Source organism: Anaerococcus groningensis (assembly GCF_046365465.1).
Taxonomy (GTDB): Bacteria; Bacillota; Clostridia; order Tissierellales; family Peptoniphilaceae; genus Anaerococcus; species Anaerococcus groningensis.
The window spans coordinates 1-755 of the sequence record NZ_JBGMEG010000021.1 but is presented as its reverse complement, the minus strand read 5'-3'; the positions used below and the strand labels follow the sequence as shown (position 1 = coordinate 755).

Genomic DNA, 755 nt, shown 5'->3' with positions numbered 1-755 from the left:
TTGTTCACTTAAGTGAGTTGAACGAACGAATGTGAGTGAAACAATAAACCACCTGCTATGCAGGTGGAGGAATTTAGCTTTAGCTTCAAGCCAAAAAATTCTCGCTTGATATATAATTGTGATAACCACATGCACAATTAAAGCAAGGAGAATTTAATGGACAAGAATAGTTTATCACACACCAAATGGAGATGTAAATATCATGTAGTGTTCGCACCAAAATACAGAAGGCAAGCAATATATGGAAAACTAAAAAAAGATATAGGTCAAATACTTAGAGAATTATGTCAACGTAAAGGAATAAACATAATAGAAGCTGAGCTTTGTGTAGACCATGTTCATATGTTGATAGAAGTACCACCAAAATACAGTATATCAGAAATAATGGGATATCTAAAAGGGAAAAGTTCATTAATAATATTTGATCGTCATGCCAATTTGAAATATAAATATGGAAACAGACATTTCTGGTGTAGAGGTTACTATGTTGATACAGTTGGTAGAAATGAAAAAAAGATAAAAGAATATATACAAAATCAATTAAAAGAAGATTATTATTCAGACCAAATCAGCTTAAAGGAATACTATGACCCGTTTACGGGTGAGTCAGTAAAAAGAAGCAAATAAAAAACTGCTTAAGCAGTAGTTGGGATAGTGTTGCATGTGGAGAATACTCGGAGCCCCAGTAGGGGCGTGCCGGTATTCGCGCCTTATAGGCGCTGTGGAAACTACCAGCTAAGCTGGTAGTTCTGATT

The 755-nt window shown here is 34.8% G+C and carries 1 protein-coding gene; it reads left to right on the top strand.

Annotated features, from left to right (window positions below; genetic code table 11):
* The first annotated feature begins 156 nt into the window (after positions 1-156).
* Positions 157-627 carry an IS200/IS605 family transposase gene (gene tnpA / locus AB9Q04_RS08045; RefSeq protein WP_410024820.1) on the top strand — a complete coding sequence of 157 codons (471 nt, stop codon included), beginning with the start codon at positions 157-159 and terminating at the stop codon, positions 625-627.
* Positions 628-755: the final 128 nt, after the last annotated feature.